Here is a 25,284-nt window from a genome sequence, read left to right as displayed (position 1 = left end):
GTCGGCGGGGTCGCCTTCGCAGTCGACCACGACGATCTGACCCGGCTTGAGCTCGTTGAACAGGATCCGCTCGGACAGGTTGTCCTCGATATCCCGCTGGATCGTACGACGCAACGGCCGCGCACCCAACACCGGATCGAACCCCTTCACCGCCAGATACCGCTTGGCACTGTCGGTCAACTCCATCGACATGTCCTTGTTCCGCAACTGCGTCTCGATCCGAGCGATCATGATATCCACGATCTCCAAGATCTCCGCCTGCTGCAACTGATGGAACACGATCGTGTCATCGATCCGGTTCAAGAACTCCGGCCGGAAATGCTGCTTCAACTCATCGTTGACCTTCTGCTTCATCCGCTCGTAGTTCGACTCCGAGTCCTCCGACGCCTGGAACCCCAAACTGACCGCCTTGGCTACATCCCGAGTACCCAAGTTCGTCGTCAAGATGATCACCGTGTTCTTGAAGTCGACGATCCGCCCCTGACCATCCGTCAACCGCCCATCCTCCAAGATCTGAAGCAGGGTGTTGAACACATCCGGGTGCGCCTTCTCGATCTCGTCGAACAACACCACCGAGAACGGCCGCCGCCGCACCTTCTCGGTCAACTGACCACCCTCGTCATAGCCGACATACCCGGGCGGGGCACCAACCAGACGCGACACCGTGTACCGATCGTGGAACTCCGACATGTCCAACTGGATCAACGCATCCTCGCTGCCGAACAAGAACTCCGCCAGAGCCTTGGACAACTCGGTCTTACCCACCCCCGACGGACCAGCGAAGATGAACGAACCCGACGGCCGCTTCGGATCCTTCAACCCAGCCCGTGTACGCCGGATCGCCTTCGACACCGCCTTGACCGCATCCTCCTGGCCGACGACCCGCTTGTGCAGCTCGTCCTCCATCCGCAACAGCCGGGACGTCTCCTCCTCGGTCAACTTGTACACCGGGATACCCGTCCAGTTCGCCAGCACCTCGGCGATCTGGTTCTCCTCGACCACCGCGTGCCCGGACTCGCTCAGCCCCTGGATCCGCATGCGCGCGCCGGCCTCGTCGATCAGGTCGATCGCCTTGTCCGGCAGGTAGCGGTCGGAGATGTACCGGTCGGCGAGAGTGGCCGCGGCGACCAGGGCCGCGTCGGTGAACGAGACGTGGTGGTAGGTCTCGTACCGGCCGCGCAGCCCTTTGAGCATCTCGATCGCGTCCGTGAGGCCCGGCTCGCCGACCTGGATCGGTTGGAAGCGCCGTTCCAGCGCGGCGTCCGCACGCAGATGCCGGCGGTGGTCGTCGGCGGTGGCGGCGCCGATGACCCGCACCTGCCCTCGGGCCAGGATCGGTTTGAGCATGGACGCGGCGTCGATGGAGCCCTCGACCGCGCCGGCGCCCACCATCTGGTGCATCTCGTCGATGAACAGGATGACGTCGTCCCGGGCGCCGACCTCCCGCAGTACCCGGGTCATGCGCTCTTCGAAGTCCCCGCGGTATCGCGAGCCGGCCAGCACCGCGGCCAGGTCCAGGGCGTAGATCTGGGTGCCGGCCAGCGGGCCCGGCACCCGGCCGGCGGCGATCCGCCGCGCCAGCTCCTCGACGACCGCGGTCTTGCCCACGCCGGGCTCGCCGATCAGGACCGGGTTGTTCTTGGTACGGCGGGACAGCACCTGCAGTACCCGCTCGATCTCGCCGTCCCGCCCGATGACCGGATCGAGCCGGCCCTCCCGTGCGACCTGGGTCAGATTGCGCCCGAACTCGTCCAACGCCGAGGCATCCGATCGCCGCGCGCCGGTCCGCGCGGTGCCGGCCATGGCGGGGAACGGCTCGTCGTCCAGTGCCGCCAGCAGCCGCAGCAGCTGGGCCCGGATCCAGGTGGGGTCCGCGCCGAGCACCAGCAACAGTTGGACGGCCGTGCACCGCCCTTCCCGGATCAGCCCCAGCAGCAGGTGTTCGGTGCCGATGTGGTCGTGCCCGAGGTCCAACGCCTCGTGGAACGCCAGCTCCAGCACCCTCGTCGCCCGAGGCGTGAAGGCCGCGTCGCCGGACGGCGCCTCCGGCAGGTGGCCGACCAGCTCCGCGACGGCCTGCCGCAGCGCCTTCGTGGAGAGGCCGGCGCTCCGGAGCACCTGGCCCGCCGCCTCCTCGCGTTCGGCGAGGAGCCCGAGCAGCAGGTGCTCCGTGCCGATCCGCGGGTGGTTGAGGCTCCGGGCCTCCTGCTCCGCGGCGACGATCACCCGCCGCGCCGGGACGGTCAACCGGTCGAACATGCTCCTCACGTCCCAACCTTCGCCCGACCTGCCGCGTGCCGCCCACGCGGCTGTCGACCTCCTACCCGCCCAGCGCCCGTCTCACTACTGCTGAACGCGAGCCGGATCGTGCGGCGTGGTCGAGGCGCCGGGCCACGGCGGGACGTCCGCGCCGATGCCAGGAAGCGTCGGCCCCGGCTGTCTTGTGCGGAAACGACGGCGGCGGCTCGTCGGGATGGGCTGTTCCGGCCCGGGCCTTGGCCGACCCGGGCCGGAACGTGTGTGCCGCTCAGTAGACGTAGGGCCAGTTGGCGGCGTCCCAGCCGATGAGGTTGATGCCGAGGAAGGAGGCGCCGCTGTCCGCGTAGTAGTGGTAGAAGAGCACATCGCCGTCGCTGTCACCGAGCACCGCCTGGTGACCCGGGCCGTGGATCGAGCCGTGCCCGGCCAGGATCTCGGTGCCGCCGCCCGCGGTCATGGCGACCCCGTCTCGGTCGGTGTACGGGCCGGTGACCGACGTCGAGCGGCCGACCATGACGCGGTACGTGCTGGAGGCGCCCTGGCAGCAGCGGTCGAAGGAGACGAACATGTAGTAGTACGACCCGTGCTTGTAGATGAACGGTGCCTCGACCGCCCCGCCGGCGGTGGTGCGCTGTGCGACGGCGCGCACGGCCGTGTCCGATGTGGACCTGCGACCGGTGCCGGGGTCGAGGCGGATCATCTTGATGCCGGTCCAGAACGAGCCGAAGCTGAGCCACCACTGGCCGGCGTCGTCGACGACGAGGTTCGGGTCGATCGCGTTGTAGTTCACCGACGAGCTGCTCTCGATGACGAGCCCCTGGTTGGTCCACGATCCGGCGGCGCCGGTCGGGCTGGTGGCCAGGAAGATCGCCGACCGCTGCGAGCCGAAGGTGGAGGCCGAGTAGTAGAGATAGAACTGGCCGTTGCGGTACGAGATGTCGGGCGCCCAGAGGCTGCGGCCGCCGTTGGTGTACGGCGTGGTCCAGGAGGCCCCGTTGGGCCAGACGACACCGGCGTTCTGCCATGCCGTCCGGTCGGTGGACGTCTTGATCGGCAGGTTGTCGCCGGTCGTGACGACGATGTACGTCCCGTTGGCCGCCTTGACCACGGCGGGGTCGTGGGCGCCGGTGGAGCCGGTGACGCGGCCCGGGTTCGGGTACGACGCCGGCGGTGTGCCGGGCTGGCGCGTCGTGGGTGTGGCGGTGGGCGTGCCGGTGCCGGCGTTGACGAGTTGCCATTGCTGGTTGGTCCCGCCGGTGTCGGTGTACTGGGAGATCCGGCCACCGTCCGATGTGGACCACTCCCAGACGTCCAGTGCCTTGCCGCTGTTGCGGTTGACCAGCTTGACGTACCCGGAGATGCTGTCCGTCACCGACCACTGCTGGTTCGCGCCGTTGAGGTCGCTCCACTGCACGACGTTCGCCCCGTCGGCGGTGGAGAAGTCGTACACGTCCAGGACCTTGCCGCTGTGCCGGGCCTTGACCCGGTAGTAGCCGCCGCCCGAGGCGACGAACTGGAACTGCTGGCTCGCCTGGCTGGCGCGAGCGGTCTGCACCAGGCCGGCCTGGTCGGCGGTCGAGCCCCCGGCGATGCCCAACGCCAGTCCGCTGTGTCGGGACACGACCTGGTACCAGGCGTTCGGATCGATCGTGACCGCGTACGCCGCGGAGTACGTCACCGCCACGGCTGACACGGCCACCACCGCACCGGCCACCGTCGCCGCCAACGACCGCCGCCAGCGCACCGGGCGTCGCCCAGCTCCGTTCATCCGAGATCTCCTTTCCGTGGTGCGCCGGCGGGCACACCCGCGCGGGGGACTTCGACATCTGAGGGCGCGGTGGTGTCAGGCCACCTTGTTAGCGTTAACATCACCCTGGGAGCGCACCGATGGATCGCGCAGGCGGGTGCCCGGGTCGCCTGCTGGACGTACCAGTATGAGGTTGTCCGTGATCCCGCTTGCAGCGCTGCAATCAGCATGCATCGATGTTAGTGAGTGCGCAAGGGGGGATTGTCTGTGATCGAAGCTCCCCTCACGTCGCTAGAACGACGTGAGGGGAGCTTCGATCACAGACCGTGGAGCGGGAGTGGCTCCTACGCGCCGTCGGTGGGCGGTGCGGGTTCGGGCTTGGCCGGCGGGGTGATGGCGTGCATGGCGCCGAGGGCGATGCCGAGCTGGAAGCGGTTTTCGACGCCGAAGCGGTCCATCAGGCCGCGGACGATCGTGGAGACGGACCGGGTGCTGATGCTTAGCTCCCGGGCCGCGGTGACGTCCGTGTGGCCCTGTGCCAGCAGGGCTATCAACGCCTGCTCGCGCGGGTCGAGCGCGATCTGCGACATGGTGTGCTCCTCCGCGGCGCGGCTCGCCGCCCAGTGCTGTTCGAAGAGGGTCACCAGCGCGGCCACGACCGGTGGCTGGGTGACCTCCAGGTAGCCGCGGTCGTAGTCGCTCGGCGTGACCGGAAACAGCGCGATCTTCCGGTCCACCACGAGCAGCTTCATGGGTACGCTCGGCGACCGGTGGTAGGCCGGCCGTGCGTCGGCCGCCGTGCGGCCGTGCGCGGCCATCGGGTCGGGGCTGGCCGCGTGGACACCGAGCACCCGCATGGCGACGCCCCGCTCCAGCATCGTGCGGTCCATGGCGACGCCCTGCCGGGCCGCCTCGGCGTCGAAGACCGGCTCGGGGTTCATCGCCAGGTGCTCGTGGCGGGCGACCGCCACGAGCTCGGCCAGCCGGCTGCGGGTGAGCGCCCGGGTCCGCAGGTGGCGCAGCCCGTCCCCGAGCCGCGCCGCCTGCTCGGCCAGCTCCGTGACGGGCGGCGGCGGTGCCAGCGGGTGCCGCTCGGCGTGCGGTCGCGGGCCTTCGCGGTGCGGCTGCGCCCCGATCTCGGCGGCCGGCGTCGGCGTCCAGGTGAGGCCGCGTTGGGCGGCTGAACGGCGGGGGACGGCGGCGCCGAGCGAGGCCAGCTCGTCCAGCGCCCGGTTGAGCCGCCGGCGCGGCAACCCGAGCTCGTGCGCCAGCGCGGCCGCCGGAGCCCGGCCGAAGATGACCAGCCGGCGGTAGACGAGGTCCGCGTCGGGTGAGGCCCCCCGACTGGCCAGCGTCGGTACCGGCGCGGGCGGCGGCTGCTTCCGCGCCGTGGTCATACGCAGGTGCCGCACGTCGGATCGGTCGTCTCCGGCGGCATCTGCGACACCCGGACGAGGACCCGGGGATCGTCGGTCGGGATCGGCGCGACGCCCGGCGGCTGCCCCGGACCGCCGGGGTCGACCTCGACGCAGGCCAACCGGCTCGTGACGGTGAAGCTCAGGCATGCGACGGTCAGCGGACCGAGCGCGCCACCGGCGCCGTCCAAGGCGGGGACCTGGAACGCGGCCGGCGACTCGGCCCGCCCCAGATACGTGCGCCCGAGCCCCAGCCCGGGGAAGTACTGGATGACGACGAAGCCCCTGCCGGCCTCGGCACAGTGCTGGATCCAGCCGGTGATCAACCGCGTCTCGTCGCCGTTGGAGTCCGTGCCGACGACGTAGCCGGTGATCGCACCGGTCGGGCACTGCGGCGGCGGCAGTGCCTCCTCGCCGGCCGGCGTCGGCGGGCCGCCGGAGCTCCGTTGCCCGGCCGGCGCTACCGCCCGGGCGGGCGCCGGCACCGCCACGCCGACGAGCAGGAGCCCGACCATCCCCGCGATGGCCAACCGCGCACGGCCAAAGCTCGCCATCATTGCCTCCCCATCGCTTCACAACCGCGTGCGCAGATCATGCAACCAACCGCCATCTGGACGGTCACTGATTAGTTGCCGATTCGTGTCCAAGTCTGCGTGATCACGCAAGCCTGGCCGGGAGTCGCGGTCGCCGGGGACCCGACCGTGCGAAATGCGTCAACCCGCTGCCGACCGCTGCGCCATGACGCACGACCGCGCCGGTTTCGAAAAGCCGGCCGTCGATTCCTTGACCGCCGCCGACCGCGATTCGAATATCGCACCTGCCGATACCCGGGTGTCGTTTCACGCCGGCCGGCACGTGTGCCGGGCCCGCGGTTCGAGGAGGACCGATTTGAGAAAAGTCAAACTGTTGCGCGCGGTCGTGGCGGCCATTCTGGGCTGCGCCGTGACCGTGTCGGCGACCGCGGCACCGGCGCGGGCGGAGGAACCGCCGGCGGACGTGTGGGCGCAGTACTGGGACGCCGCCGTCGACCTTCTCGGCAGCCTGCTCGACAAGTTCTCCGATGGCGTGCTGACCCCGGCCGAGATCTACGAACTGGTCAACCAGGTGATCGGCGCCGTCAACGGGGTCAAGGCCGACCTCCTCGCGCGGCTGGACAACGGGCTTGTCAACGAGCTGAGGTCGAAGGCGGAAGCCGCGGCGACGAGCGTGCATTACCTGCGGTACGACGCCACGGCCGCCGTGCTACTGGGGATCGTCCTTCCCGCCGCCCATTCGGCCAAGTCGCATATCGACACGGTGAGCTCGGACGGCGATCTGAACGCGGTCGGCTACTCCATGATCACGCTGTATCCACTGCTGGAGACGACCGAGGCGAGGCTCAAGGTCTTCGACCCCCGGACCCGGCTCGTCGACTACCGGCAGGGGCTCGATCACCTCGTCGAGAGGATGCAGCCGCACTGCACGGAGACCGCTCAACCCAACCCGGGCCGGTACACCTACACGTGCCAGTTCGACGGCAAGACCGTCCAGGGAATCCAGTACACGAGTGGCAACCCGACGTACACGATCAACGGCGGTCCGGAGATCCCCGGCACGCTCGACCACGGCCTCGTCCGGCAACTGACCATGGCGGGCACGGCCCGGGAACTGGCCGAGAAGGCCCTCCAGGTCCTCGCCCTGCGTGGCTACTGACCCCAACCCGTCCAGAAGGGACAGACAGGTGAGAAAGAAGCTGATCAGCGGTCTCGTCGCCGCCAGTACCGCGGTCGTGCTCGCGGTGGGTGGCACCGCCCAGCAGGCGCGGGCGGCGGACCCGACGGCGACCTGGGTGAACGTGGCCGTCGCCGTGGTGCAGCACCTCTTCGGCGGTGGCGGAGGCGGTGGCGGCGACCTGGAACGCGCCAAGCAGGAGATCATCGCCGCCGTCAACGGCGCGAAGCAGGAGATCCTCAACCACATCGACGCGATCGCCAGCGCCGACGTCCGCGCCTGCACCGAAGCGGCCACCACGCTGGTCGGGCAGATCGACAACATGGACGACTTCACCCTCCCGATCTTCGCCCTCGACGCGGTCAGCTGCGCCACCCTGTCGACCGCCTACTTCGACGCCGTACAGGACCTCGCCGCGGCCGACCGGATCGGCATGCTGATGGGCGAGATCTACTCGATCGCGATGGTCGGCTTCGCGAAGATGGGCTTCCCCGTCACCGACCTGCTCGACCAGCTCATCCGCGGCTACGAGGCGGTCGTCGCCAAGCTCGTGCCGGGGTGCACCGAACGAACCGTCACCGAACGCGACGACAACGGCCGCCCCGTCTCCACCGAGATCCAGTACACCTGCGTCGCGTACAACGGGGACACCGGCTACGGGGTGGAGACGTACTACCGCGGCAAGCTGGTCGGGCCGCGGCTGGACCGGGAGGCGGTCAAGGCACAGGCCACCCGGAACACCAGCCGGGCCGTCGCCCTCCGGGCGCTGCCGCAGCTGCGCCAGTCCCGCGGAGCGTAGCGATGGCCAGGCGGCGCGGCCTCGACATCGGCGGGCGGCCGATCCTCGCCTACTCGGAACCTGCCGGACGCAAACCGGTGCTGTACCCGGCCTTCCTACCGTGACGACCAGCGGCGGCCGCGCCGCCACCCCCCGGGATCGCCGCGGGCGGTCCCCCGGACCGAGGAGGCCCCATGGCCGAGCACGTCGACCAGACCCCCGAAACCGAAACCGACGTCGAACGACCCGGCTCGGTGCTGGACCTCCAGCAGCCCGACGGCGACGAGTCCGATGTGGAGGCGCACTCCTGCAGCCCGCTCTGCATGGAGGTCTGAGACCGCCCATCGCGGCGCGCACGGAGAGCGCCCGCCTCGTCGACGACGATCAGGAGTACCGGCCATGCTCTCCGTGCACGACGCCGAGATGTTTTCGCTCAGCGACCCGGACTACTACGAGCTCCCGGAGCGGCTGGCCGACGCGCCGACCCGCTTCCGGCTGGACGGGGCGGACCCGCCGGCGGGATGGCGGCGGCGGCGCGCGGAATTCTGGACCCAGCTCCGCCCCGCGGACGACCGGCTGCCGGCGCAGGGCTGGAAGATCCACATCTCGGCGGTACCGGAGCAGGCGGAGCAGACCCTGGACGTGGCGGCGGGCATCTGCCTGGAACGCCGGGTCCCGTTCAAGTTCCTGCGCAGCCGGACCGCGCTGCTGGTCGCGAACGCCAAGTACGCGCGGCGGGGGAGCAGCGGCAAGTTCGTCACCATCTACCCGGCGGGGGAGCCGGAGCTGGGTGAGCTGCTCGCCGCGCTCACCGCGGCACTGGACGGGCGTCCGGGGCCGTACATCCTCGGCGACCTGCGGATCGGACCCGGGCCGGTCTTCGTGCGGTACGGCGCGTTCACCGAGCAGTGGTGCGTGCGCGCGGACGGCCGCCGGGTACGCGCCCTGGCCGGCCCGGACGGGCGGCCGGTCCCCGACGACCGGTCGCCGGCGTTCCGCGTACCCGCGTGGGTGCAGCCGCCGGAGGTGCTCCGCCCGCACCTGGCCGCCCGGTCCGCCATCGGCGCGCTGGACCTGCCGTACCGGGTGCTGAAGCCGCTCTCCTTCACCAACGCGGGCGGTGTCTACCTGGCCGCGCACCGGGAGACCGGCGCGAAGGTGGTGCTGCGCGAGGCCCGTCCGCACAGCGGGCTGGACGGCACCGGCAGCGACGCGGTCGCCCGGCTCCGCCACGAGCACCGGATCCTCACCGCACTGGCCGGGCTGGACTGCGTGCCGCGGCTCGTCGGCCTGGCACGGGCGTGGGAGCACGAGTTCCTCGTCGAGGAGTACGTCGAGGGCGAGAGCCTGCACAGCGCCGCCCTCGACCGCAACCCGCTGCGGCTGCGGACCGCGCCGCCCGATCACTTCGCCGGGTACGCGAGCTGGGTCGACAAGGTCGTCGACGCGGTCTCCCGCGCCCTGGACGCGCTGCACGGCCGCGGCGTCAGCTTCGGCGACCTGCACGCCGGCAACGTCATCGTGCGCCCGGACGGCTCCGTGGCGCTGGTCGACTTCGAGTACGCCGCCACCCCCGGCCGCCCAGCCGACGCGGCGAGCCGGTTCGCGGCGGACCGGCTCGCGCTGCGCCGCCTGCGGCTGGCACTGCTGCTGCCCCTGGGCGAACTGATCCGGCTCGACCCGGCCAAGGAGTCCACATTGGAGGCCGCGGCCCGGGAGCGGTTCGGCGACGGGACCGGGGGCGGCTCGGGCGTACCCGCGGTCCCGGAGCTCTTCGGCGCCCGGACGCCGGACTGGACCGCCATCCGCGACCAGCTCGTGGCCGGCATCCTGCGCTCCGCCACCCCCGACCGCGCCGACCGGCTCTTCCCCGGCGATCCCGCGGTCTTCGACGGGCAGGGCGCGGCGGTCGCGCACGGGGCCGCCGGCGTGCTGCTCGCGTTGCACCGGGCGGGGGAGCCGCTCCCGGCCGAGCACGTCGAGTGGCTGGTGACCGCGGCCGACCGCGCCCGCCGCGCCCCCGCGCCCCGCCTCGGCCTGCTCGACGGGCTCTCCGGCGTGGCCGCGGTGCTGGCGGAGCTGGGCCGGTACGAGCAGGCGCTGGAGCTGCTCGCCCAGTGCCGCGACGCCACCCCGGCGCCCGGCCCCGACCTGCACTCCGGCCGGGCCGGGATCGCCTTGACCTGGCTGCACTTCGCCGCCGTCACCGGCGACGAGTCGCTCGTCGAGGACGCCGGACGGACCGCGGCGCGGCTGGACGCGCTGGTCCGCGACGGCGCCGCCGGCGGGCTCTCCCTGCCGGCCACCGCGGGCCTGCTGCGCGGCATGAGCGGGGCCGCCCTGCTGCACCTGCGCCTGCACCGGCTCACCGGCGACGAGCACCATCTGCGCTCCTGCCGCCGGGCGCTGGCGCACGAGCTCGGCCACTGCGTCCGGCTGGGCGGCGACGGCGGCCGCTACGTGCGCCGCGGATCGCGCCACCTCGCGTACCTCGACGGGGGCAGCGGCGGGATCGCCCTCGTGGCCCGGGAGTACCTGGTCCACCGGGAGGACCCCGAGCTGGCCGGGTTCGTCCGCGCGGTGCGGTGGACCTGCCAGCCGCCGTTCCTGCGCGAGCCGGGCCTGTTCCGGGGGCGCGCCGGGATGATCGCGACGCTGGCCCGGCTGGCCGGAGCCGATGCCGCGGCGGAGGCGCTGCCGCAACTCCGGCTGCTCGGCATGCACGCTGTACACCGCGACGGCGCGCTGCTGATCCCCGGCGCGCGGCTCCGCCGGTTCTCCGCCGACCTCGCCACCGGCGCCGCCGGGGTGCTCTCCGCGGTGCGGGCCGCCCTCGCCGGTGGCGCCTTCCCGCTGCCGGTGCTGTTCACCGGCTGAGCGGCGCGCGGTGTGGCGGTCCGGTCGCCAACTGAGCGCATACCGTTCGCAAACCCGCCGTTCATAACGTCGTTGTCGGGCGCGATGTTCGACTACAGGAGAGATCATGATCGGCACTCGGCTCGACGAAGTCGACGCTCCACGCCTCGTCAAGAGTTCGCGAGGGTGGTGGTTCATCGGAAACCAGACCTGGACCCTGCTGAAGCCGGAGCACGTCGCGGCCGACGGTACGGTGCGGGCGGACGTGGACGAGTTCCTCCGGGACAACGGCGCGTACCGGCCCCGCACCCCGAAGTCCTTCTCCCTGACCGTCCTCACCAGCACCGCGTGCAACCTGGGTTGCGGCTACTGCTTCCAGAACGTGGAGCAGGACCCGAAGGGCGGGTTCCGGCCGCTGCGGGTGGACCGGGAACGGCTCTCCGAGCGGACGATCGAACGGATCATGGAGTTCACCGCCGGCCGGATGGCCGAGGCCGAGCTGGACAAGCTCCACCTGCTGCTGTTCGGCGGTGAGCCGCTGCTCAACCCGAAGGCGTGCCTTTCGCTGCTGCGCCGGTCGGCGGCGCTCGGGCTCGACCACGCCACGATGATCACGAACGGCGTGCTGCTCACCCCGCCGCTCGCGACCGAGCTCGCCGGGGCCGGCCTGCGGGGGATCCAGATCACGTTCGACGGCAGCCGGGAGGACCACGACCGGACCCGGGTCCGGCACAACGGCGGCGCCACGTTCGACACGATCGTGCGCAACGTCGGGCGCGCCAGCGAGGTCACCGACTTCCTCTGGAACCTGCGGGTGAACGTCTCGCACCACAGCTTCCCGCGGATCGGCGAGCTGTTCGACCAGCTCGACGGGCGCCTGGACCCCAGCCGCTGCACGGTGGTGTTCGCCTGGGTCGGCGACTCGGGCGTCGGGTACGGCAACGACCTGGGGCTCGCCGACGAGGTGGCCGAGGCGTTCGTCAGCTGGTCGATCGCGGCGGCCGAGGCCGGGTTCCGGGTCGCCCTGCCGAGCATGAAGACGACCTGCCAGATCTGCTCCGAGCCGGGCGGCCGGTACGGCGCGGTGGTCAACGCGGACGGCACGCTGTACAGCTGCTGGCAGTCGGCCGGCAAGCGCGGCTGGGACGTCGGCACGCTCGAGTCCGGGTACCGCGACGTGGCGCAGGTCCGCGACCGCTGGGTCACCTGCGGGTACGAGTACCGGCACGCGGACGCGGAGGCGATGTCCGCCTTCCAGGACCGGGTCGACGCGCGGGTGCTCGACTACCTCCACGCCACGAACCGGCTGTAGGAGCGGGGGAATGGCGCCCCGATGGGTGGCGCGCGGCCTGGCCTCGGTGCCACAGGTCGTGCGCGGCAACCGGAACTTCCGGCGGGTGGCCGCCGCCGACCTGACCTCCAGCCTCGGCGCGACGATGTCGACGCTGGCGTTTCCGCTCCTGGTGCTGAGCCTGGGCGGCAGCGCGGTGCAGGCGGGCTCGATCGCCACGGTCTCGCTGGCGACCCGGCTGGGGTTTCGGCTGCCGGCCGGCCACCTGGTCGACCAGTGGAACCCGCGTACCGTCATGATCGTCTCGGACCTGGTGCGGCTGGCCGCCCTGGCCAGCATCCCGGCGTCGGTGATCTGGGGCGGTCCGCACTACCCGCACCTGCTCGCGGTCGCCCTCGTGGAGGGCGTGGCCGCCGCGCTGTTCGGCCCGGCCGTCAACGTCCTCATCCGGGACGTGGTCACGCCGTCCCAGCTTCCCGAGGCGCTCGGGCTCAGCCAGAGCGTGATGGCCCTGACGAACCTGGTGGGCCCGGCCGCCGGCGGCGCGCTCTTCGCGGTGGACCCGATGCTGCCCTTCGCCTTGGACGCCGCGTCGTACGGCATCTCGGCGCTGCTGCTGCGCCGGGTGGCGGTGCGCCGCTCGGCACCGGCCGAGGCCGCCGAACGGGGCGGGCTGACCGCGGGCATCCGCTGGCTGCTGAGCGAGCGGAGCCTGCTCTCGGTGCTGGTCTTCGCGAGCGTCATCAACCTGGTCTCCGCCACGCTCGAAGTGCTGGTGATCCTCGACCTCCGGTCGCAGGGCCTCTCCGGTGGGCACATCGGCCTGATCCTGTCCTGCATCGGGGTGAGCGCGGTCGTCGGCTCGCTGCTCGCGCCGGTGCTGTGCCGGCGGATGAGCATCCCGGCGATCCTGCTCGGCATGGGCGTCGCCTGGACGGTCGTGCTCGCGACGTTCGGGCTGCACTCCTCGCCGTGGCTGGTCGCGGTCTCGCTCTTCGCGCTCATGCTGCTCTCGCCGACGGCCGGCGTGGTGGTGGGGCACGCGCTGCTGAGCCGGACGCCCCGACCCCTCGTCGGCCGGGTCACCGCCACGACGAGCGTCCTGATGATGGGCCTGTCGGCGCTGGGGCCGATCAGCGCCGGCGCGCTGCACGAGGTGTTCGGGGCGGCCCGCGGCTGGCTGATCCTGGCCCTGGCGATGGCCGTGCTGACCGCCGCGAGCTGGGTGCCGCTCCAGTCGACCCGCGCGCTCGCGTCCATCCCCGACCGGGAACCGGATCCACCGTCCGATGTGGAGCCCGATGTGGACTGGGTGGTCCCGGACCGGCTCCCCGAGGACGCGTACGACGTGGTCGCCCACTGGCAGTGGCCCGGCACGAACGATTGGCGCCCCCGTGGACGATGACCGGTACCGGTGGCTGGAGGACCCGTCGAGCCCGGAGACCGTGAGCTGGGTCGGGCGGCGGGACGCCGAGTTTGCCCGGGCCGCGCGGACGTGGACGGCACGCGGGCGGTTCACCGGGAGCCTGCGGCGGCTCTGCGCGGACCGCGGCTCCGCCTCGGCACCCCGGCCGGCCGGCGGGCGGCTCTTCCGGTCGGTGCTCCGCCCCGGCGGCGAGCACCCGGTCGTCGAGGTCGTCGAGCCCGGCGGCGAGGTCCGGGTCCTGTTCGATCCCCTGTGGACGGACCCGGCCGGCGGCACCACGCTGGAGGCCTGGGAGCCGGCGTGGGACGGGCGGCTGCTGGCGTACCAGGTGGCCGGCGGCGGCACCGAGCACTCCAGCCTGTACGTCCTCGACGTCGACACCGGTGCGGTCGTCGACGGGCCCATCGACCGGGTCCGGCGGACCACCGTCGCCTGGCTCCCCGACGGCACCGGCTTCTACTACGTACGCCGGCTCGACCCGGCCCTGAACCCCGGCGAGGAGCAGTACCACCGCCGCGTCTACCTGCACACGCTCGGCACGCCGCCCGCCGACGACACCCAGATCTTCGGCGACGGGCGGGACAAGACGCAGCACTACACGGTCGCCATCGCCGCCGACGGCCGGTGGCTCGTGCTCACCGCCTCGGCCGGCACGTCGCCGCGCAAGGACGTCTGGATCGCCGACCTCGCGGCCACCGACCCGGGCAAGCCGGTGTTCACGGCCGTCCAGGAGGGGGTCGACGCCCGTACCAGCCTGCACATCAGGCCGGGGACCGGGGCCGACGGCGCCTGCTACGTGCTGACCGACCTCGACGCCGGGCGCGGGCGGCTCGCGGTGACGACGCCCGGCAACCCGACGCCGGAGACCTGGGTGGACCTCGTCGGCGAGGACCCCGAGGCGGTACTGGAGGACTTCGCCGTCCTCGACGACCCGCGGCTCGCCCGGCCGCTCCTCCTGCTCGCCTGGACCCGGCACGCGGTCGGCGAGATCACCGTGCACGACCTCGCGGACGGCCGGCGGCTCGCGACGCCACCGGTACCCGGGCTCGGGTCGATCGGCCGGCTCCGGGCCGCCGCGTCGGCCGGCGGCGAGGCCTGGTTCGTCTTCAGCACCTTCACCGCGAGCCCGGTCGTGTACCGGTTCGACGCCGGTACCGGTGCCGTCGAGCGGTGGGACCCGCCGGGAGCCGCCGCCCCCGCGGAGCCTGCAACCGGCGCGGAGATCACGGCCCGGCAGGTGGTCTACCCGTCGCGCGACGGGACGCCCGTGCGGATGTTCGTCTTCGCCCCGCCCGGCGACCGCCCGGACCGGCCCAGGCCGGCGATCCTGACCGGCTACGGGGGCTTCGGGGTGTCGATGACACCGGCCTACGCGCCGGAGATCGTCGCCTGGGTGGCGGCCGGCGGGGTCTACGCCCTGGCGAACCTGCGCGGCGGCGGCGAGGAGGGCGAGGCGTGGCACCGCGCCGGGATGCGGGCGCGGAAGCAGAACACGTTCGACGACTTCCACGCCGCGGCCGACCACCTGACCGCGCAGGGCTGGACCACGCCCGCGCGGCTGGGCATCTGGGGCTCGTCCAACGGCGGGCTGCTGGTCGGCGCCGCCCTGACCCAGCATCCGGAGAAGTACGCGGCGGTCGTCTGCGTGGCACCGCTGCTGGACATGGCCCGGTACGAGGAGTCCGGCCTCGGCCCGAGCTGGGTCGAGGAGTACGGCACCGCGGCCGACCCGGAGCAGCGCGGCTGGCTCATGTCCTACTCGCCGTACCACCACGTGCGCGCCGGGCGCCGCTATCCCGCCGCGCTGTTCATGGTCTTCGACGGCGACAGCCGGGTCGACCCGCTGCACGCCCGCAAGATGTGCGCGGCGCTGCGGGACGCCAGCACGAGCGGGGAGCCGGTGCTGTTCCGGCTGGAACGCGGCGTCGGGCACGGTGCCCGCGCCACGTCGAGCCAGGTCGGTCTCCTCGCCGACCTGCTCGCGTTCCTGTACGACCGGGTCGGGGTCGGGGGAGGCTGAGCATGCGGCTCGCGGAGATCGTCGCGGCGCGCCCCCTGGTCGGCGAGGGCGTGCTGGTCATGCTGACCCGGCGCTGCCCGCTGCGGTGCGCGCACTGCGCCACGATGTCGACGATGTCCGCGCCGCACGCCGACGCCGGCGTCCTGCGGCGCTTCTTCGACACGTTCACAGTGGACAGTCACCCGGCCGTCGCGGTGCTGACCGGCGGCGAACCGCTGCTCCGCCCCGCCCTCGTGACCGAGCTGGCCGCCGCGGCGCGCTCGGCCGGCACCCGGACCGCCGTGCTCACCGGCGCCTTCTTCGCCACCGCCGCGCGGATCCCGGCACCGGTACGGCGGGTGGCGGCCGCCGTCGACCACTTCTCGATCAGCCTCGACGCCTATCACGAACGGGAGGTCCCGCGGGCGAGCGTCTTCCGGGTCCTGCGCGAGCTGATCGAACTGGGCGTCGCCGTCAGCCTGCACGTCGTCGGGGCCGGCCCGGACGACCCCTACCTCGCCGACGCCACGGCGGACGTGCGCCGCTGCTTCGGTACCCAGGTGCCCATGCTCGTCACCGGCCTGCGGGCGACCGGGCGCGCGGCCTCCTGGGCGTCGCCGGCCATCCCGGCGCCGGGCGCCGCGGCCGCCGAGCCGTGCGCCATGGCCGCCTGGCCGGTCGTGACCGACGACGGCACCATCACCGCGTGCTGCAACCAGAACGTGGTCGACGGCGTCGCGCGGCCGGAGCACCTGCGCCTCGGACACGCCACAGTGGACGGCTGGCCCGCGGTACGTGAACGCACCCGCTCCTCGCCCGTGCTCCGGATGCTCCGGACGCTGGGGCCGCGCGGGCTGGACGCCCGGGTGGCGGCGGACGGGGGGTGGCCGGCCGCCGACTACTGCGGTACGTGCGAGCGCCTCGGCCGCCGGCCGGAAGTGCTCGCCTGGGCCCGCGCCAACGCCGCCGGCCCGGGCGGTGCGCTGCTGGACCGGCAGGCCGCCCACGGCCAGGCCGACGCCGGGCCCACCGCCCTGGTCCGCCGCTACGGCTGCGCGCCGTACGCCGACCTCGTCGACCTCGACCGCGACCGGGAACCGTCCCGATGAGCGCGCCGGTGGCGTGGACGGACGGCCCGACCGCCATGCGCGTGACGCTGGACCTGGTCGCGCCGGCACTGCGCGGCGCCGCCGCCCGGCTGTGGCGCCCGTCCGGGCTGACCGAGCGCTACCCGGCGTACCTGGCGGCCATGTACGCGGTGATCCGCGCCTCGGTACCGCTCATGGAGGCGGCCGCGCGCCGCTGCACGGAGAGCAGCGGTGCCCTGGAACGGCGGCTCCGCGAGTACCTGGAGGAGCACATCGCCGAGGAGCGGGACCACGACGAGTGGCTCCTGGCCGACCTGGCGGCGGTCGGCGTCGACCCGGAAACGGTGCGGCGGGCGCTGCCCGACGTGGCGGTCGCCCGGATGGTCGGCGCCCAGTACTACTGGATCCACCACCACCATCCCGTCGGCCTGCTCGGCTACGTCGCCGTCCTGGAGGGGAACGCGCCCTCGCCGCTGCTGGCGGAGCACCTGGCCGCCGCCACCGGCCTGCCGGACGCGGCGTTCCGGACGGTACGCCACCACGCCGTCCTCGACCTCGACCACAGCGCCGCCATCGACCGGCTCCTCGACGAGCTGCCGCTGACCGCGTGGCACACGACCGCCGTGAACGTCAGCGCTCTGTCCACAGTAGAGACGCTGGTCGACCTGTACACCCGCCTTGGAGGCAGCGATGACCGCCCAACCGCCTGAACCGCTCTCCGCGCTGCTGGCCGCCGGGTTTCCGGTCGCCGCGTTCAGCGAGCAGGAGCGTGCGGTCTTCGCCGCGCTCTCCCCGGCGGAGGTCGCGCTCCTGGTCGACATCAAGGGACGGCTGGACGCGATGGCGCCGGACGTCCAGGCGCACAGCGTCATCGCGGGCGCGGCGCTGTTCTGACCCGGCCGGCCCGCGGTACGAGAAGGGGCGATCGCGATGCGGTGTACCACGTGCGCCGGCGCGCTCCCCGAGGGTGCCCGGTTCTGCCCGACCTGCGGCGCGCCGAGCGGCTCGGTGGCGGGAGCCGGCGAGACCCGCAAGGTGGTCACGGTCGTCTTCTGCGACCTCGTCGGCTCCACCGCGCTCTCCGACCGGCTGGACCCGGAGACGCTGCGCGCGATCACACTGCGGTACTTCGGGTTGATGAGCCGGTGCATCGAGGCGCACGGCGGCACCGTGGAGAAGTTCATCGGGGACGCGGTGATGGCGGTCTTCGGCGTACCGGTGATGCACGAGGACGACGCCCGGCGGGGAGCGAGCGCCGCACTGGACATGGTCGGCGCCCTCGACACGTTCAATGTGGACCTCGAAGCCGCGTACGGCGTCCGGCTCGCGGTCCGGATCGGGGTGAACACCGGTGAGGTCGTCGCGTCCGGCGACGCCTCGGTACGCCAGGCGCTGGTCTCCGGCGAAGTGGTCAACGTCGCGGCGCGGCTGGAGCAGAACGCACCGCCCGGCGCGGTCCTGGTCGGCGCGCAGACCCGGCTGGCGGCCGGCGGATCGCTGGACACCGAGCCGGTCGGGCCGCTGGTCCTCAAGGGAAAGGACGCGCCGGTCCCGGCCTACCGGCTGCTCGGCGTCAGCCCGGACGACCCCGAGCTGGTACGCCGCTTCGACCTGCCGTTCGTGGGGCGGGCGGCGGAGCTGGCCGGGCTGCGCCGGATCGCGGCCGACGCGGCGGGCGGAAGCGGCGGCCGGCTGGTCCTGGTCACCGGCGAGGCCGGGCTGGGCAAGACCAGGCTGGTACGCCAGTGGCAGCGCACCGACGAGGGCGGGACCCGGTTCGGGTTCGGCCGCTGCCGCGCGTACCGCGACCAGGGAACCCTCGCGCCGCTCGCCGAGGCGCTCGGCCAGCTGCTGGAGGTCGAGTCGGCGCGGGCGGCGGTCGAGCGGGACGCGGCGGCGGCCCTCGCACTGCTCCACAGTGGCCTGTTCGTGCACGGCACACCGGCGCCGTCGGTCGCGGACACCTGCGCCGCCGTCGCCGCGGTCGTCCGGCGCCTCGCCGCCAGCCACCCGGTCGCGATCGCGGTCGACGACTGCCACTGGGCCGATCCGTTGCTGCTGGAGGTCTTGACCTGGCTCGCCGGCTCCATGGTGGAGAGTCCGGTCGTCGTCGCCTGCCTCACCCGGCCGGAGATCCTGGACCGCTGGACCGGCTGGGAGCGACGGTCCGATGTGGACCGCATCACGCTCGGGCCGCTCGCCGCCGAGCACGCCGCGGCGCTCGCCGCCGAGCTCGTCGAGGCCGGCCGGCCGGAGGCGACCGCCGAGGCGCTGCGGCGGGCCGAGGGCAACCCGTTCCTGCTCGAACAGCTTCTCGCCGTACTGGCCGAGTGCGGGCCGCCGGACGGGCTCCCGCTCACCGTGCAGGGACTGCTCGCGGCGCGCATCGACGCCCTGCCACCGCGGGAGCGGGCGGTGCTCGACCTGGCGGCGGTCGTCGGGCGGGACTTCGACCTGGAGACGCTGACCCGGCTGGCCGACCCGGACGCGGGCGCCCCGGTCCCACTGGCCGGCCTGAGCCGGCGGCGCCTGGTCGAGCGGACGGGCGGGCGGGCCACCACCGCGTACCGCTTCCGCGGCCTGCTCACCCACGAGGTGACGTACCACGCCCTGCCCAAGCGGGTCCGCGCGGACGTACACGAGCGCCTCGCGGAGGTCCTCGACGCGAGCGGCGCGACCGCGGCGGTGATCGGCGGCCACCTGGAGCGCTCCTACCGCAACCGTGCCGACCTCGGCGTACGCGACGAGCCGACCCGCCGCCGCGCCGCCGACCTGCTGGCCGCGGCCGGTGCCGACGCCCAGCGGCGCGCCGACCTCTCCTGGGCCGAAGACCTGCTCGGCCGGGCGGCGGAGCTCGCCACGCCGGGCGAGCCGGCCTGGCTGGCCGCGGCGCAGCGGCTCGGCGAGGTACGCGCCGCGCGGGGCCGGACCGCGGACGGGGCCGACCTGCTCCGCCGGGTGCTGGCGACCGCGACGGCGACCGGCGACCCGAAGGCGGCCGCGCACGCCCGGCTCCAGCTCGCCACGCTCGACCCCGGCCCGGCCATGGCGCAACCGGCCCGGGTCGCCCGGGAGTCGATCGCCACGTTCCGCGCCGCCGGCGACGACCTCGGCCTCGCCCGGGCACACCTGCGGATCGCGCAGGAGAAGCAGTTCCTGGGCCGGCACGGGGAGGCGCAGCGGCTGCTCGACATCGCCCTCGACCACGGCGAGCGGGGCGGCGCGGACCCGGAGCGGGCGGCCGCGCTCGGGGCGGTGGGCATCTCGCTCTGGCTCGGCCCCATCCCGGCGGAGCGCGGCATCGAACGGTGCTCGGCGCTGCTCGCCCGGTACGGCGACACCGGCGGCGTCGTCCGGCTCGCGCTCAACTGCCCGCTCGCGGTCCTGCTCTCCCTGCGCCGCCGCATCGACGACGCGTACGCCTGCCTGCACGCCGCCGAGGAGATCGCGCGCGACCTCGACTACGCGGAGGCGGCGTCCGTCCTGCCGATCTTCACCGCCCAGGTACAGGTGGCGGCCGGCCGCCTCGACGACGCGGCCGGCTCGTTGCGGCGGGCCGTCGACGCCGGCCGGGCCGACGGGGACGACCCGCTGCTGGCCGGTGCCGTCCGCGACCTGGCGCGGGTGCTGCTGCGCGCCGGAGACGTGGCCGGAGCCGCGGGACTGCTGGACCCGGCGGGCGCCGAGCTGGCCCCCTCCGACGCGGCCGACGTGTACGGGCTGCGGGCCCGCCTCGCCGCGCACGCCGGCGACCGCGGGCTCGCGCTGCGGCTCGCGTCCCGGGCGGCGGCCGAGGCGGCGCGCACCGACTCGCCGGTGGTACGCGGGACGGCCGCGCTCGACCTGGCCGAGACGTACCGGTCGCTCGGGCTGCCCGAACGGGGCGCCCGGGCGGCGGGGGAGGCCCATCGGCTCTTCGCCGAGAAGGGCCACCTGGTCGGGATGGACTGGGCGGACGCCGTACGGCCCCCGGAGCAAGGGCGTGAGCAGGTGAGGGTGTGAGGGTATGGCAGAAGGTGAGGGCATGACCGGATCGGATCCGGACCGTCCGCGGTTGAGCTGGGGACTGCGCGGGCGCGGCCCGGCCGACATCCCGGTGGCGGCGTCGTGGGGCGACGGGGCGACCGCGGACTGGCTGTGGGGCGGCCAGACCTCGCGCACCGTCAAGGTCTGCGTCGTCGACTCCGGTGTGGAGCCGGACCATCCCCTGGTCGGTCCGGTGCGCGGCTCGTACGTGGTGGTGCCGGCCGGCGACGGCTTCCAGGTCGAGGAGACCGCCGGCGGTGACGTCTGCGGGCACGGTACGGCGTGCGCCGGCATCATCCGCGAGGTCGCCCCGGACGCCGACATCTACAGCGTCCGGGTGCTCGGCGAAGGCTTCACCGGCTCGGGCGACGTGCTGCTGGCGGGCCTGCGCTGGGCGATACGGCAGGGTTTCGACGTCGTCAACCTGAGCCTCTCGACCACCCGCCAGCGCTTCGCCGCGGACCTGCACGAGATCGCCGACGAGGCGTTCTTCCGCCGTACCGCCATCGTCGCCTCCGCCCACAACGCGCAGGTGGTCAGCTTTCCCTGGCGGTTCTCCTCGGTCATCTCCGTGGGCAGCCACGAGATCGAGGATCCGGAGCTGTACCTGTACAACCCCGAACCGCCGGTGGAGTTCTTCGCCCACGGGCAGAACGTCACCGTGGCATGGCCGGGCGGCGGCACGATCCGGAGCACCGGCAACAGCTTCGCCACGCCGAGGATCGCCGGCCTCTGCGCCCGCGCCCTCGCCAACCATCCGGAACTGACGATCTTCCAGCTCAAGACCGCGCTGTATCTGGCCGCGGGCAACGTATCCGTGACGAAACGAGGTGCTTGATGAGAAACGACACCGGACCCGCGGTCGACCTCGCCGCCGGCGACCTGTTCACCGTCCGAGGTAGACAGTTGCTCCAGTCGATCACGGATGTGGCCCGGGCCATCTTCGGCGCGGCCGCCAGCTCCATCTTCATCCTCGACGACGAGACCGGCGAGCTGAGGTTCGAGGCGGTATCCGGTCAGGGCGAGGAGTTCCTGGTGGGCACCAGGTTCGCGGCGGACACCGGCATCGCAGGCTGGGTGGCCGCGTCCGGCGAACCGCTGGTCGTCGACGACCTGGCGACCAACCCGATGTTCGCCCACGACCTCGCGGCCGCCACCCGGTACATCCCGCAGTCGCTGATGGCCGCACCGCTCATCGCCGACGAGGCGGTGCTCGGCGTGCTGGAGGTGCTCGACCCGGTGCCGCAGTCGCGGTCCAGCCTCGGCGAGCTCGACCTGCTCGCCCTCTTCGCCCGGCAGGCGGCCGTGGCGTTGCGGGTCATCGCCGAATGCCGCGCCGCGCGGGCGGAGATGGAGCGCCGGCCGGCCGCCGCGCTGGACACGGTCGAGGCGCACGGGCAGCTGCTCGACGCCTTTCGCGACTTCCTGCGCACCACGTCGCGTCCATAGTGGAGTGACTACCCGAACCGGTGCGCGCCGCAACTGCGCGCATACCAGCCGCAAACCCGCCGCCCATACGGTAATCGCAACGGTGTCGTAAGGACATCGACAGGCGAGAGTGATGGGAGACGCTCGTGAGCAACCCCGACATCGAAAAGCACAGCGCGGGTCCGGACGACGACTCGGCTCCGTGCGGTGTGCAGCTCGGCAAGCAGGCGGCCACGCCGGGCGACGTGATCGCGCACAGCGCCGGTGCGGACGACGACTCGGCTCCGTGCGGTGTGCAGCTCGGCAAGCAGGCGGCGGCGCCGCGCGACGTCATCGCCCACAGCGCGGACACGGACGACGAGGACGCCGCTCCCTGCGGCGTGCAGTTCGGCAAGGTCAACTGAACGAGGCCGCGCCGGTTGGAGGTGCGCTCAGCCGGACCTCCAACCGGGCACGGTCGCGCCGATAGATCAGTCCAGGAAACAACCAAGTTCTGTGGGGCGCAGGTGGAAACGATACTCCGACTCGTGAACGACCTCGAACAGCTCGAAACGGCGTGGGAGCGGGAGCCGTTCGTCAGCACCGACCTCGGTGACTTCGACGACGTCTTCTCGGTCGGCCTGGCGCAGCAGCTGATCTACGGCAGCCTTCCGCTGGCGTCCCTGCGGATGTTCCGGGCTGGCAAGGAGCTCCCGTCCGACCTCGTGGCGCGGTCACGGGCGCACTGCGGCCGCAGCCGGCAGCGCCTGGTCGACGGCGACGCGGTCGCCCGCTACGTTGGCGACGGCGCCACGCTGGTGCTGGAGGAGCTGCAGATCTACAGCCCCGAGGTGGCCAACTTCGCCGCCGCGATCCACGACGAGACCGGGTACGACGTCGAGTGCACGGCGTTCCTGACGCCCCGCGACGCGTACGGGGTGGCACCGCACTACGACACCGACAGCGTGCTGGTCCGGCAGGTGTACGGCTCGAAGCGGTGGAGCGTACGCCGGCCGGTGCGGCAGTGGCCGAGCGAGTGGGACCTCGAGGTCGTCGAGACCGAGCCCGTCCTCGACGTCGTCCTGCACCCGGGCGACTGCCTCTACATCCCGCGCGGCTTCGTGCACGCCGGCGTGACCACGGACGAGGCGTCGGCCCACCTCTCGGTCGGCCTGCACGACGCGACCTGGGGCGCCGCGCTCTGCGGCCTGCTCGCCGAGGCGGCCAAGGAGGTGGAGCCGCTGCGCGAGGCCGTACCGCCGCGCTTCGCCGCGGTCGACCACGCCGCCCTCTTCCGCCAGCGCCGGGACGCCCTGGCCGCCCGCCTCGCCGTCCTGGAGTGGGGCGACGTGGACCTCGACCGGGTGCGTACCCCGGTCACCGCGCCGGCGGTGCCGGTCCAGCCAAAGCTCGCCGCGGCCCTGGGCCGCGAGCCCTAGTGCGCTGGCCACTAACCTTTGCCGGCTTCGCCGGCCCGGGTGACCAGCGGCCGAAGGCCGCCGGTCACCCGGTGAACGTTGGTGGCCACCGCACGAGGGAGGCTTCGCCTCGGACCGCCCAGACGGGTGATTGGCCTGGTGGGGCCGCTCGCGGTGGTCGCATCCTCGCATCCACGGATGTGGTTGCGGGAGGTGCACGGTCATGGCAGCGCGTGTGTCCAGAACGAACGCGGTGACGGTCAACGACGTACTCGACGGGCGCAAGCTGCTGGAGATCGACTGCCTGGACCGGGTCTATCTCACCTTGTCCGTGCCGAACCTGATGGTGGGCGGCCAGGTGGTCAGCTTCCTGACCCAGCATGAGGGCAAGCCGGTGCCATCACCGGCGTTGCTGGAACGCCGGGGACAGACGTTCCGCCGGGCCGTGATGTCGTTCGCGCGGGCCAACGACATCCCGGTCATCAGCTTTGCTGGGAAGAAGGACAACAGCAGACCGGGTGTGCTGGCCGACAGCCCGTGGCCGGAACGCAAGATCGATCAGATGATGCCGCTGATCCGCAAGGCCGCCGCCACCGGCCGGTCTCAGGTCGCCGCGATCGGCGTCGCGCAGGAATACCAACGAGTCTTCACCGGCACCAAGTCCGAAACCGGGACCGGCGCGGTGTGGTTCTCCTACCAACGGGTCGAACGCCGGGTCACCTGCTACTACTTCTACCTATGGGACGAGCAGGTCGGCCCGGCGTTCATCAAGATCTGCGCCTACTTTCCCTACCCGGGCAAGATTTGGATCAACGGGCACGAGTGGGCCAAACGCCAAGCCACCGCAGCGGGTGTCGGCTTCACCGAACTGTCCAACGGGTTCGCCTCCTGTGACGAGCCCGCCGCGCTGCAGGACATCTGTGACCGGCTCGGCCCCGGCACCATTACGGTGTTCGCCGAACGCTGGTGGGCCCGGCTGCCGTTGCCGTTCACCGGCACCGACCGGCAGGCCGGCTACTGGTGGGACATCTCCATGCGCCAGGTCGAGGTCGCCAAGACCATCGTGTTCAGCGCACCCCACCACGCTCGGGCCTTCTTCGAAGCCCTCGCCGCGGACAACCTGGACATCGGCCGCCCCGACAACATGGAGATCATCTTCAACCGGCAGGTCCGCTCCACCACCCACGGCGTGTTCCGCACCGCGATCGACCGGGACAACGACGGCGTCGTCGTCAATGCCTTCTACCGCCACTCGCGGATCAAGTACTACCTCAAAGACCGCCGCGCGCTGCGTATCGAAACCGTCATCAACGACACCTACGACCTGCGCGTGCTGCGCCGCCTGGAACACCTCGACGAACTCGTCGTCAAGGCCCGTGACGTCAACCGCCGACTGTTGGACACTATCCGGGTCGGTCAGGGCTGTGTCCTGGCGAGCCCAGCCATCGAGCGGGTCGCCCAGCCCACCCTCACCGAGGACGGCAGGAGGGCCCCAGCGCTTCGCTTCGGCGACCCTCGGGTCATGGCCCTGACCGGCGCCCTATGCCTGAACCTGTTCGCCGTCACCGGCATCACCAACAACAGCCTTCGCGCCTTGACCGCCCGGCTGCTCGGCACCAGCTACAGCACCAGCCAGATGACCTACGACCTGCGCCGGCTACGCGCCAACGGCCTAATCCACCGGATCGAACACACCCACACCTACACCCTGACCCCCGACGGGCAACGCCTAGCGATCTTCTACACCAAACTCCACAACCGACTCCTACGACCACTCACCGCCGCCGACCAGCCTCAAGCCCCACCCACCCTCCGCCACGCCCTAGCCACCATCGACCAGCACGTCGAGGACTACATCACCCGC

20 protein-coding genes are annotated in these 25,284 nt (G+C 72.6%); 16 read left to right on the top strand and 4 right to left on the bottom strand.

The window, feature by feature from the left end; genetic code table 11:
- From RB614_RS43275 to RB614_RS43260, 4 genes are all read right to left on the bottom strand, one after another.
- A partial coding sequence (locus tag RB614_RS43275; RefSeq protein ID WP_308718548.1) for an ATP-dependent Clp protease ATP-binding subunit occupies positions 1-2,259 on the bottom strand: 2,259 nt, incomplete at its 3' end.
- 268 nt (positions 2,260-2,527) lie between these two features.
- Positions 2,528-4,027, bottom strand: coding sequence for a family 43 glycosylhydrolase (locus RB614_RS43270; protein WP_308718547.1), 1,500 nt, complete (start codon positions 4,025-4,027; stop codon positions 2,528-2,530).
- 323 nt (positions 4,028-4,350) lie between these two features.
- Positions 4,351-5,403 (bottom strand): helix-turn-helix transcriptional regulator, encoded by a 1,053-nt coding sequence (locus RB614_RS43265; protein ID WP_308718546.1) that lies wholly within the window; start codon positions 5,401-5,403, stop codon positions 4,351-4,353.
- Positions 5,400-5,975, bottom strand: a complete 576-nt coding sequence (locus tag RB614_RS43260; protein ID WP_308718545.1) for a hypothetical protein — start codon at positions 5,973-5,975, stop codon at positions 5,400-5,402. The genes RB614_RS43265 and RB614_RS43260 overlap by 4 nt, the downstream gene beginning before the upstream one ends.
- 334 nt (positions 5,976-6,309) lie before the next feature.
- Here RB614_RS43260 and RB614_RS43255 point away from each other — a divergent pair, with 334 nt between their 5' ends.
- The 16 genes from RB614_RS43255 to RB614_RS43180 form a co-directional block, all read left to right on the top strand.
- On the top strand, positions 6,310-7,113 hold the full coding sequence (locus tag RB614_RS43255; protein ID WP_308718544.1) for a hypothetical protein: 804 nt from the start codon (positions 6,310-6,312) through the stop codon (positions 7,111-7,113).
- A gap of 28 nt (positions 7,114-7,141) precedes the next feature.
- Positions 7,142-7,930 carry a hypothetical protein gene (locus RB614_RS43250; protein ID WP_308718543.1) on the top strand — a complete coding sequence of 263 codons (789 nt, stop codon included), beginning with the start codon at positions 7,142-7,144 and terminating at the stop codon, positions 7,928-7,930.
- Positions 7,931-8,103: 173 nt separating this feature from the next.
- The gene (locus tag RB614_RS43245; protein WP_308718542.1) at positions 8,104-8,244 is read left to right on the top strand and encodes a hypothetical protein; all 141 of its coding nucleotides are present in this window, start codon (positions 8,104-8,106) and stop codon (positions 8,242-8,244) included.
- A gap of 64 nt (positions 8,245-8,308) precedes the next feature.
- The gene (lanKC, locus tag RB614_RS43240; protein WP_308718541.1) at positions 8,309-10,786 is read left to right on the top strand and encodes a class III lanthionine synthetase LanKC; all 2,478 of its coding nucleotides are present in this window, start codon (positions 8,309-8,311) and stop codon (positions 10,784-10,786) included.
- A gap of 106 nt (positions 10,787-10,892) precedes the next feature.
- Positions 10,893-12,077: a radical SAM protein gene (locus RB614_RS43235; protein WP_308718540.1), complete on the top strand. Its 1,185-nt coding sequence runs from the start codon at positions 10,893-10,895 to the stop codon at positions 12,075-12,077.
- Positions 12,078-12,087: 10 nt separating this feature from the next.
- Positions 12,088-13,461 carry an MFS transporter gene (locus RB614_RS43230; RefSeq protein WP_308718539.1) on the top strand — a complete coding sequence of 458 codons (1,374 nt, stop codon included), beginning with the start codon at positions 12,088-12,090 and terminating at the stop codon, positions 13,459-13,461.
- Positions 13,451-15,502 carry a prolyl oligopeptidase family serine peptidase gene (locus tag RB614_RS43225; RefSeq protein WP_308718538.1) on the top strand — a complete coding sequence of 684 codons (2,052 nt, stop codon included), beginning with the start codon at positions 13,451-13,453 and terminating at the stop codon, positions 15,500-15,502. Before RB614_RS43230 ends, RB614_RS43225 begins: the two co-directional genes overlap by 11 nt.
- Positions 15,503-15,504: 2 nt before the next feature.
- On the top strand, positions 15,505-16,590 hold the full coding sequence (locus RB614_RS43220) for a radical SAM protein (protein WP_308718537.1): 1,086 nt from the start codon (positions 15,505-15,507) through the stop codon (positions 16,588-16,590).
- Entirely contained in the window at positions 16,587-17,279 is a 693-nt protein-coding gene (locus RB614_RS43215; RefSeq protein WP_308718536.1) for an iron-containing redox enzyme family protein, read from the top strand. Before RB614_RS43220 ends, RB614_RS43215 begins: the two co-directional genes overlap by 4 nt.
- Complete coding sequence (locus tag RB614_RS43210; protein WP_308718535.1) at positions 17,260-17,463, top strand: aroma-sacti cluster domain-containing protein; 204 nt, start codon at positions 17,260-17,262, stop codon at positions 17,461-17,463. The genes RB614_RS43215 and RB614_RS43210 overlap by 20 nt, the downstream gene beginning before the upstream one ends.
- Positions 17,464-17,499: 36 nt before the next feature.
- The gene (locus RB614_RS43205; RefSeq protein WP_308718534.1) at positions 17,500-20,571 is read left to right on the top strand and encodes an adenylate/guanylate cyclase domain-containing protein; all 3,072 of its coding nucleotides are present in this window, start codon (positions 17,500-17,502) and stop codon (positions 20,569-20,571) included.
- 22 nt (positions 20,572-20,593) lie between these two features.
- A complete protein-coding gene (locus RB614_RS43200) occupies positions 20,594-21,433 on the top strand; it encodes a S8 family peptidase (protein WP_308718533.1) in 840 nt (279 codons plus the stop codon).
- Entirely contained in the window at positions 21,433-22,044 is a 612-nt protein-coding gene (locus RB614_RS43195) for a GAF domain-containing protein (RefSeq protein WP_308718532.1), read from the top strand. The genes RB614_RS43200 and RB614_RS43195 overlap by 1 nt, the downstream gene beginning before the upstream one ends.
- A gap of 125 nt (positions 22,045-22,169) precedes the next feature.
- A complete protein-coding gene (locus tag RB614_RS43190) occupies positions 22,170-22,427 on the top strand; it encodes a hypothetical protein (RefSeq protein ID WP_308718531.1) in 258 nt (85 codons plus the stop codon).
- A 123-nt stretch (positions 22,428-22,550) separates the two neighbouring features.
- Positions 22,551-23,441, top strand: a complete 891-nt coding sequence (locus RB614_RS43185; protein WP_308718530.1) for a JmjC domain-containing protein — start codon at positions 22,551-22,553, stop codon at positions 23,439-23,441.
- A gap of 202 nt (positions 23,442-23,643) precedes the next feature.
- A partial coding sequence (locus RB614_RS43180) for a helix-turn-helix domain-containing protein (RefSeq protein ID WP_308712579.1) occupies positions 23,644-25,284 on the top strand: 1,641 nt, incomplete at its 3' end.

The organism is Phytohabitans maris (assembly GCF_031085175.1).
Taxonomy (GTDB): domain Bacteria; phylum Actinomycetota; class Actinomycetes; order Mycobacteriales; family Micromonosporaceae; genus Phytohabitans; species Phytohabitans maris.
The sequence above is the reverse complement of the archived record's forward strand: the minus strand, read 5'-3'. Positions and strand labels throughout refer to the sequence as shown.